This window comes from Phenylobacterium sp. (assembly GCF_044371015.1).
Taxonomy (GTDB): domain Bacteria; phylum Pseudomonadota; class Alphaproteobacteria; order Caulobacterales; family Caulobacteraceae; genus Phenylobacterium.
This window is the reverse complement of sequence record NZ_JBILUK010000122.1, coordinates 1-9,161: the sequence shown is the minus strand read 5'-3', so window position 1 is coordinate 9,161 and position 9,161 is coordinate 1. Positions and strand designations below refer to the sequence as shown.

Annotated in this window: 10 protein-coding genes; 2 read left to right on the top strand and 8 right to left on the bottom strand. The window is 67.9% G+C overall.

Going from position 1 to position 9,161, the window contains the following annotated elements; translation table 11 throughout:
- Nucleotides 1–212, top strand: a 212-nt coding sequence (locus tag ACIQ3R_RS11235) for a hypothetical protein (RefSeq protein ID WP_397418487.1), incomplete at its 5' end; no start/stop codon positions are given.
- 4 nt (nt 213–216) lie between these two features.
- Here ACIQ3R_RS11235 and ACIQ3R_RS11230 read toward each other — a convergent pair.
- Genes ACIQ3R_RS11230 through ACIQ3R_RS11195 form a run of 8 tightly spaced genes read right to left on the bottom strand, consistent with a single transcriptional unit; the run spans nt 217 to nt 8,463 of the window.
- Nucleotides 217–600: a VOC family protein gene (locus ACIQ3R_RS11230; protein ID WP_397418485.1), complete on the bottom strand. Its 384-nt coding sequence runs from the start codon at nt 598–600 to the stop codon at nt 217–219.
- Nucleotides 601–633: 33 nt separating this feature from the next.
- Nucleotides 634–1,917: a SulP family inorganic anion transporter gene (locus tag ACIQ3R_RS11225; protein ID WP_397418483.1), complete on the bottom strand. Its 1,284-nt coding sequence runs from the start codon at nt 1,915–1,917 to the stop codon at nt 634–636.
- Complete coding sequence (murB, locus tag ACIQ3R_RS11220; protein ID WP_397418481.1) at nt 1,910–2,818, bottom strand: UDP-N-acetylmuramate dehydrogenase; 909 nt, start codon at nt 2,816–2,818, stop codon at nt 1,910–1,912. The genes ACIQ3R_RS11225 and murB overlap by 8 nt, the downstream gene beginning before the upstream one ends.
- The gene (gene murC, locus ACIQ3R_RS11215; RefSeq protein WP_397418479.1) at nt 2,815–4,227 is read right to left on the bottom strand and encodes a UDP-N-acetylmuramate--L-alanine ligase; all 1,413 of its coding nucleotides are present in this window, start codon (nt 4,225–4,227) and stop codon (nt 2,815–2,817) included. The genes murB and murC overlap by 4 nt, the downstream gene beginning before the upstream one ends.
- 20 nt (nt 4,228–4,247) lie before the next feature.
- Complete coding sequence (locus ACIQ3R_RS11210; RefSeq protein ID WP_397418477.1) at nt 4,248–6,563, bottom strand: ATP-dependent helicase; 2,316 nt, start codon at nt 6,561–6,563, stop codon at nt 4,248–4,250.
- Between the two features lie 55 nt (nt 6,564–6,618).
- The gene (locus ACIQ3R_RS11205; RefSeq protein WP_397418475.1) at nt 6,619–7,173 is read right to left on the bottom strand and encodes a hypothetical protein; all 555 of its coding nucleotides are present in this window, start codon (nt 7,171–7,173) and stop codon (nt 6,619–6,621) included.
- Nucleotides 7,174–7,186: 13 nt separating this feature from the next.
- Entirely contained in the window at nt 7,187–7,777 is a 591-nt protein-coding gene (locus ACIQ3R_RS11200; protein ID WP_397418473.1) for a VOC family protein, read from the bottom strand.
- On the bottom strand, nt 7,774–8,463 hold the full coding sequence (locus ACIQ3R_RS11195) for an isochorismatase family protein (protein WP_397418471.1): 690 nt from the start codon (nt 8,461–8,463) through the stop codon (nt 7,774–7,776). The genes ACIQ3R_RS11200 and ACIQ3R_RS11195 overlap by 4 nt, the downstream gene beginning before the upstream one ends.
- 184 nt (nt 8,464–8,647) lie before the next feature.
- Between ACIQ3R_RS11195 and ACIQ3R_RS11190 the strand changes: the two genes are divergently transcribed.
- Nucleotides 8,648–9,161: TonB-dependent receptor plug domain-containing protein (locus ACIQ3R_RS11190; protein ID WP_397418469.1), on the top strand; the 514-nt coding region annotated here is incomplete at its 3' end.

Below are 9,161 nucleotides of genomic sequence, written 5' to 3'. Positions count from 1 at the left end.
GGCCCGTGGATGTGTTTGCACTGGGCGATGCGCTGCTGGAGCGCGGCTGGTTCCACGACCGCCAGGGGCCGCCGGACTCGCTGCACGCCACGGTCAGCAACTCCAACACCGGGGTTATGGAGGCGTACCTGAAGGATCTCGCCGAGTGCGCCGATAAGGTGACCGGGACGTGGGCGGCGGATCGATCGACCAACTACGCGACGCTGGAATAGGGGCTTAGCCGCCGCCGGAGATCGACAGCAGATTGCCGTCCGGGTCGCGGAACCAGGCGACGCCGGCGGAACCGCCAGGAGGAGTCCAGACGCCGTCAGCGTCCTGCGCGTCGCCGAACATCTCGTAGCGGACGAACGCCACGCCCCTGGCGGCCAGCGCCCGGACCTTGCCGCGCACGTCGGCGTGGGTGAAGCCGAACAGGGTATGCTCGGACGGCGTGACCTGGGGCAGCTGGACGATCCGCACCGGGCAGCCGCCGACATCGAGGATGAGGGCAAAGTCGTCGTGGGCGGTGACGGTCAGGCCGAGCACGCCTTCGTAGAAGGCGCGGGCGCGGGCGTAGTCGGTGGTTCCGAGGAAGGCGAGGGGGCCAGCGTCCTGCAACATGTGTTCAGACACCTCCATCATGCGAGGACGGCTTCAATCCGGCGACGGACTGCGAGACCCCAACCCTCGGGGCGCCAGCAGGAAAGAGAGCAGACAGCCGGCGACGATGCCGGCCATCAGGTCAACCCGGATCGTGAACCCGAACGTCGCCAGCAGGACGAAAGCGGCGCGCCAGTTGCGCAGCAGGGTCCGGAGGTCGGACCACTCGACCATGTTGATCGCCACCACCACCAGGACGCCGGCCAGGGCCGCCAGCGGTATCAGGCCCGCCAGCGGCGCAGCCGCGACCAGGAACAGCAATAGGTAGGCGGAATGCAGGATCCCGGAGACGGGCGTGCGTGCGCCCGCCCGGATGTTGGCCGCGGTGCGCGCGATCGTCCCGGTGACAGGAAGGCCGCCGAACAACCCGGCGCCGAGATTGGCGACCCCTTGGGCGACCAACTCCATGTTGGAGCGGTGGACCCGACCGGTCATGCGATCTGCCACCTTGGCCGAGAGCAGGCTCTCGATCGCGCCCAGAACGGTGAAGGCCAGCGCCGAGGGCAGAACCGCCACCAGCAGATCGAGGCTCGGCAGGTCCAGGCGGGGCGCCGGGAGGCCGTGCGGCAGCTCGCCGAACCTGGCCATCACCGTCTCGGCCGGAAGGTGCAGTCCCTGAATGGCGAGGGTGGCGGCGACGATGGCGAAGAGCATCCCGGGCGCTGCAGGATAGAGCCGCTTGAGGACCATGACCGTGGCGATCACGCCGGCTCCGATCAACAGCGCGATCAGGTTTGCGTCCCGGATATGCGAGGCCAGACCGACGAGTTTCGGGACCAGCTCTGCGGGTTCGTTGGCCAGGTGCTCAAGGCCCAGGAGATCGCTGATCTGACTGACGAGGATGATCGCCGCGATGCCGGCGGTGAACCCGACGGTGACCACATGGGGCACGTGACGCACGAGGGACCCGATGCGCAGGGCGCCGGCCAGACAGAGCATGACCCCCGAAAGCAGCACGGCGAGGATCAGCCCTTCGAGGCCGAAGCGTGCCCCGGTGATCGAGACGAGGACGATGAAGGCGCCGGCCGGCCCGCCGATCTGGAACCGGCTGCCGCCCATCGCCGAGACGATGAAGCCGCCGATGATCGCGCTGTAGAGACCACGCTCGGGCGAGACCCCCGAGGCGACCGCGATCGCCATGGACAGGGGCAGGGCCAGAATGGCGACGGTCAGGCCCGAGGCGGCGTCGGCGCGGAACTGGCGCCAGTCATAGCCCTCCGCGAGGGCTGATATCAGCTTGGGTCGGTAGAGCCGGGAGCTGGATTCCCCGTTAGGCACCGGCGGCCCGACCGATCCGCTTAATCTCCCAATGGAGGTCGAGGCCGGTCTGGGCTTTCACGTCGGCGCGGACCGCGTCGCCGAGACCTTCGAGGTCGGCGGCGGTGGCGTCGCCGGTGTTGATCATGAAGTTGGCGTGGAGCGGGGAGAACATGGCGCCGCCGAACAGCTTTCCGCGCCAGCCAGCTGCGTCCACCAGCTTCCAGGCGGAGTGGCCGGGCGGATTCTTGAAGGTGGAGCCGCCGGTTTTTTCGCGGATCGGCTGAGAGGTCTCGCGGCGGGCGGTGATCTCGTCCATGCGGTTCTGGACGGCGGCGGGATCGTCCGGGCGACCCTCGAATGTGGCTTCGATCCAGATGATGTCGGCCGGCGCGCTGGAGTGACGGTAGGCGTAGCCGAAGTCCGCCAGCGCCAGATCGCGGCGGGCGCCGGCGCGGTCGAGTCCCCAGGCGCGGACCAGCACGTCCTTGGTCTCTGAGCCATAGCAGCCGGCGTTCATGGTCAGGGCGCCGCCGATCGTGCCTGGGATGCCGGCGTAGAATTCCAGGCCCGCAATGCCCGCCTTGGCCGCGGCGCGAGCGACCTGGGCGTCGAGGGCCGCTGCGCCGGCGGTGACCCTGGTTCCTTCGGTGGTGACCGCAGCAAAGGGGCGGCCCGCGAGGCGGACCACCGCGCCCGGCACGCCGCCGTCGCGGACGATGACATTGGAGCCTACGCCCAGCACCGTGATCGGAATCTCGGGCGGAAGGGACTTCAGGAACTGAGCGAGGTCGTCGGGGTCTGCCGGGAGTACAAGCAGCTCGGCCGCGCCGCCGACCCGGAACCAGGTGAAGGGCGCGAGCGGCTCGTCGCGCAGCAGCTTTCCGCGAATGGGCGGGAGGGCGTCGCGCCAGTCGGTCATGCCGGCAGCGCTTCCAGTTCGCCGGGCAGCGCATAGGCCCAGCCGGTGATGTCGCCCGCGCCGAGCAGGACCACGAGGTCGCCCGGCTTGGTCTCCTCGGCGATCACGGCGGCCAAAGCCTGAGGCGAGGCCAGGGGCAGAGCGCGGCGGTGGCCGTAGCGGCGGAGCCCCTCGACCAGGCTGTCACGATCGGCGCCCGGGATCGGCGTTTCGCCCGCGGCGTAAACATCGGCGACCAGTACAGTGTCGGCGTCGGCGAAGCAGGCGCAGAAGTCGTCGAACAGGTCGCGCAGACGGGTGTAGCGGTGCGGCTGGACCACGGCGATCACCCGGCCCTCGCTGACTGCGCGGGCGGCCTTGAGCACCGAGGCGATCTCGACCGGATGGTGGCCGTAGTCGTCGACGATGCGCACGCCGCGCGCCACGCCAGTGGTCGTGAAGCGGCGACGGACGCCGCCGAAGCCGGCCAGGCCCTTGCGGATGCCGGCTTCGTCCATGCCGAGTTCGCGGGCGACGGCGACGGCCGCCAGCGCGTTCTGGACATTGTGCTGGCCGGCCATGGGCAGGTGCATGCCCGGCCAGTGCATCGGTTCGCCTTCCAGCGGGCGGATCACGATGTCGAAGCGGGCGCCGTCCGGGCCCATGGTGATGGCTTCGGCGCGGACCTCAGCCTGGGGATTGAGACCGTAGGTGACCAGGCGGCGGTTTTCGACCCGGGCGGCCATGGCCTGAACTTCCGGATGGTCCGCACAGACAGCGGCGAAGCCGTAGAACGGGATGTTCTCCACGAAGTCGCGGAACGCCTTCTTGACCGCTTCAAAGTCGCCGTAGTGGTCGAGGTGTTCGGGGTCGATGTTGGTGACCACGGCGGCGGTGGACTTGAGCTTGAGGAAGGTGCCGTCGCTCTCGTCGGCCTCGACCACGATCCAGTCGCCGGCGCCGACCTTGGCGTTGGTGCCGTAGGCGTTGATGATCCCGCCGTTGACCACAGTGGGGTCGAGGCCGCCGGCGTCGAGCAGGGCGGCGATCATCGACGTCGTGGTGGTCTTGCCGTGGGTGCCCCCGACGGCCACCGAGAACTGGAGGCGCATCAACTCGGCCAGCATCTCGGCGCGACGGACCAGCGGAATACGCCGCTCGCGGGCGGCGACCATCTCCGGATTGTCGGATTTGACGGCTGTCGAATAGACCACCGCATAGACGCCTTCGACATGCGACGCCGCGTGACCGATGTGGATGGTGGCGCCCAGCTTGCGCAGGCGCTCGGTGTTGGCGCTCTCCTTGGCGTCGGAGCCCTGTACCGTGTAGCCGGTGCGCATCATGATCTCGGCGATGCCGCTCATGCCGATGCCGCCGATGCCGATAAAGTGCACGGGGCCGATTTCGAAGGGGACGGGGCGGCGGGTCATTCAGTCAGTCCTAATGCGGCTCAACCCGCCTTGTCGACGAAGCTGTCGAGCACCTTCTTTTCGCCGGCCTTGTCGAACGCGACGGTGAGCTTGTTGCCCTCGACGCCACGGACCTGGCCGTAGCCGAACTTCTGGTGGAACACCCGGTCGCCCCTGGCGTAGGCGCCGCCCGCGGAGCCCTCGGAAACCGCGACGAGACGGCCGTCTCCCTCGATCACCGCCTGGCGGCCAGGATGACTGCCGCGATACTGATTGGCCTGGGCGCGGCGCCAGCCGGGTGAGGCGTAGCCGCCGCCGAAGTCGGGATCCGCGTCCCAGCGCGAGCCGTGCTGCTGCATGCCGGGACCGCCGCCGTAGTAGCCGGTCTCCGAGGCGGCTTCGACGTGAGCGGGGGGCAACTCATCGACAAAGCGGCTGGGCAGCTGGCTGGTCCAGCGGCCATAGACCATGCGATTGGCGACGAAGGAGACGCGCGCCTGTTCCCGGGCGCGGGTGAGGCCGACATAGGCGAGGCGGCGCTCCTCCTCGAGCCCTTTTTCTCCGGACTCGTCCATCGAGCGCTGGGAGGGGAAGACGCCTTCCTCCCAGCCGGGCAGGAAGACCAGCGGGAACTCGAGCCCTTTGGCCTGGTGGAGCGTCATGATCTGGACACTGTCGGCGGCGGCGCCCCTGTCGAGATCGAGGACCAGGGCGACGTGCTCCAGATAGTCCTGCAGCGTCTCGAAGGCCCCCATGGACTGGACCAGTTCCTTGAGGTTTTCCAGACGGCCCTGAGCTTGAGGAGAACGGTCGAGCTTAAGCGCGTCGGTGTAGCCGCTTTCCTCCAGCACGGCCTCCATCAGGCGGGGCAGTGAAAGCGTTTCGGCCTGGGCGCGCCAGCGGTCGAGGTCGCGCAGGAAGTTGGAGAGCGCCGTGCGGGTTCGGGCCGGGAGCTCGTCGGTGAGCACCAGCTGTCGCGCGGCGTTGACGCCGGAGACGTTCGCGCCCCGGGCGGCGACCAGCAGCTTCTGGACGGACGTGTCGCCGATGCCGCGCTTGGGCGTGTTGACGATGCGCTCGAAGGCGAGGTCGTCATCCTGCGACTGAATGAGACGTAGATAGGCGTGAGCGTCGCGGATCTCGGCGCGTTCAAAGAAGCGCGGGCCGCCGATGACCACGTAAGGGATCTGGAGCAGTACAAACCGCTCCTCGAAGGCGCGCATCTGGAACGAGGCGCGGACCAGGATGGCCATGTCGCGGTAGCGGCGGCCGCGCTTCTTGGCGCTTTCGATCTCGTCGGCGATGAGGCGGCTCTCGGCCTCGCCGTCCCAGACGCCCCGGACCACGACCTTCTCGCCGCCCTGGCTCTCGGTCCACAGCGTCTTGCCCAGACGGCCCTTGTTGGCGGCGATCAGGTGCGAAGCGGCGGCCAGGATATGGCTCGTCGAGCGATAGTTGCGCTCGAGCCGCACGACCTTGGCGCCGGGGAAGTCGCGCTCGAAGCGCAGGATGTTGTCCACCTCGGCGCCGCGCCAGCCGTAGATCGACTGGTCGTCATCGCCCACGCAGCAGAGGTTGCGGCTCTTCTGGGCCAGCAGGCGCAGCCAGAGATACTGGGCGACGTTGGTGTCCTGGTACTCATCGACCAGAAGGTAGCGGAAGCGGCTGTGATACTCGGCCAGCACATCCGGGTGGCTGGTGAAGATGGTCAGGTTGTGCAGCAGCAGGTCGCCGAAGTCGCAGGCGTTCAGGATGCGCAGGCGCTCCTGGTAGAGGCGATAGAGCGTCTGCCCCTTTCCATTCGCGAAGTGAGCTGCTTCGGCTGGGGGCACCTGGTCCGGCCGCCAGCCGCGGTTCTTCCACTGGTCGATGAGGCCGGCCAGCGCCTTGGGGCTCCAGCGTTTGGCGTCGATGTTCTCGGCCTCGATCACCTGCTTGAGCAGGCGCTCCTGATCGTCGGTGTCGAGGATGGTGTAGCTGGACTTCAGGCCCACCAGTTCGGCGTGACGGCGCAGGATCTGGGCGGCGACCGAGTGGAAGGTGCCGAGCCAGCGAAGGCCCTCGGCGGACGAGCCGATGATATGGGCGATCCGCTCGCGCATCTCGCGCGCGGCCTTGTTGGTGAAGGTGACGGCCAGCAGCTCCCACGGCCGGGCGCGGCCGGTGGCCAGGATGTGGGCCAGACGCGTGGTGAGCACCCGGGTCTTGCCGGTGCCGGCCCCGGCGAGGACCAGCACGGGGCCGTCGACCGTCTCGACGGCGGCCCGCTGTTCGGGATTGAGCCCTTCGAGATAGTCCGCCGGCCGCGCGTCGACGCGGGCGAGGTCGGAGATGCGAGGCGGTGAATCGGACGGCATTGGAACATTTGTAGCACGGATGGAGCGGGCGCCGAGCTTGCGGCATGCTCTGACCTCACCGTTTGCGGCGGGCAACCAGGGTTTCGATGCGTCCGGCGCTTTCGGCGACGCCGATTCGGGCGGCGGCCAGGGCCAGGAAGCGGTCGGCTTCAGCTTCCGTAACCTGCCTGGGGCAGGGCGCGAAGGTTCCGGCCATCTGAGCCTCGACGAGGTAGTAGCCCGACCAGGGGTGGTCGAGCGCGACGCTCTTTCGCCAGAGATCCTGAGCGGCGCAGACATCCTTGGGAATGCCCGGCTGGCCGAGGGTCTGGACGAAGCCGAGCACGAAGGCGGCCTGAGCGTAGCCGGCGTCTGAGGCTCGCCGCAGGTAGGGCAGGGCCTCGGCGGCGCGGCCCTGGTAGAAGATCACGCGGCCCAGGTGGTAGGCGGTGCGGGCGTTCTCAGGCGCGGCCGCGAGCGCCGTGCGGCAGGTCGCCTCAGCCGCGGGCAAGTCGATGGCTTCACGCGCGACGCCGGGCGCGACACGGGCCGGATCGCTCGGGTGCGAGGCGACCGTGTCGCAGGCGGCGATCAGCGATGCGGCAGAGGCGAGGACTGCGAGCACAGGCATCAGCGCGCGCCCATCAACGCGTCATCGGCAGGCCGTCGAGGACCTCGTTCACTTCCACATAGTGGCCGTCGGGGTCGTAGAATGCGGAGAACATGACGTTGATCACACCCTTGCCGTCATAGGACGGATAGGTGGTGGGATGCGGCGCCTCGTCGACCTGGACGCCCATCGCCTTGGCCTTCTCGAACTTCTCGGCGAGGCCCTTGGTGTTGAACACCAGCACGATGTCGCCGGGCGAGAGATCGCCGCTCTTGGCCGGGCGCGGGGTGCGGACCGGCTTCGTGTACTGCATCAGGCCGATCTGGCCGACATAGTCGTCATTGGCGCGCAAGAAGACGAGGCGCAGCGAGCGTTCGGCCGAAGCGTCGTCCTTGGCGGTGCGGGGCGTACGTATGACGTTGTCGTAGGTGACCTTCAGGCCAAGCGCGTCGCGGTAGAACCTGAGCGATGCTTCCATGTCGCGGACCACCAGGGTGGTGCGGCGCAGGTCAATGCCGATGCGGTCGGCCTCCTTGACCGGCGCGGCCTGGGCCGAACTGACCAGGATGGCGGCGGCGGCGAGTGTGCAGGCCGTCAGAACGGCCAGGGCGAACGCGCGGATCATTGGGCCTCCAGCCACGCCAGGACCTCCGAGACGGAGACCACATCGGCGTACTTCAGTTGCAGGTCGGTGAGATTGGCGAAGTGGTAGCTCTCATGTTTGTCGGCCACGCACTCCTCGGCGACGATGGTGCGATACCCGTGGCTGAGCGAGTCTACGGCGGTGGCGCGGACGCAGCCCGACGTGGAGCCGCCAGTGACGAGCACGGTGTCAACCTTGTGCCAGACCAGATAGCTGGCCAGCGGGGTTTCGAAGAAGGCGCTGGGCATGCGCTTGGTGAAGACCAGATCGCGGGACTCGTCGATTTCGCAGCGCGGATCGAAGGCGTGGCGGTCGGATCCCTGCTTGATGTTCTGCAGGCTGTCGGGCGTGTCGGTGCGCGTACCCCAGACCCCGGCGTCGCCCGCATCGGCCTTATAGGCCACATGGCTCCAGATCACCGGCATGCTCTTGGCGCGGGCGAGCGCTGAGACCTGATTGGTGAAGCCGATCTGGTTGGGGTGGGTGATGTAGGCGGTCTTGGGGAACAGGTCCGGCCGCGTATAGGCCTGCTGGAAGTCGACATTCACCACCGCCAGCTTCGAGCCGAAGCCGAATCGGGCGCGGGCCGGATTGGCCTTCACCTCCTCATAAATCTCGCGCGCGGTCTTGGATGAGACCGCCATGGTCGGCTCGAAATCCAGACTCACCAGGACCCTCCTGACCGTACTTTGAGCAGTATGTGGCTTCCAGGCATCAGTTCCAGGACCGAAGTCTCACAAACCCATTCCAAGGATTTGTCCGGTCATATTCAAATGGTATAAACATATATCATTCGCTCTGCAGCCCCTGGAAGTTATGGCTTGCGGACACGTCGAAGAAAAAGGGCAAATCATGAACCTGCGTCGATCCCTGTTGCTGCTCAGCGTTTCCGCCGCGTCCGTCTTGTCCTCCCAGCCGGCGATGGCGCAGACCGCGGACGACGGCGCCACGGTCGGCGAGGTGATCGTGACCGCCCAGCGCCGGGCGCAGAATATCCAGGACGTGCCGCTGGCGGTGACGGCTTTCAGCCAGCAGCAAATCGAGGCGGCGCAGCTGGACGAGGCGGCGGACCTGGTGCGGTTCACCCCCAGCGTGACCGGCGGCCTGAACACCGGCACCGGCTCGGCGCTCAGCTTCTTCATCCGCGGCCTGGGCTCCACCGAGCAGGTGGCGACTTTCGACGTGCCGGTGGCGACCTATGTGGACGAGATCTACTTCGCCCGGCAGAGCGCCAATGCAGTGTCGCTCTTCGACGTGGAGCGGGTGGAGGTGCTGCGCGGCCCGCAGGGCACGCTGTTCGGCCGCAACACCACCGGCGGCGCGATCTCGATCGTGACGCGGAAGCCGGCCAACGCGTTCAAGGCGT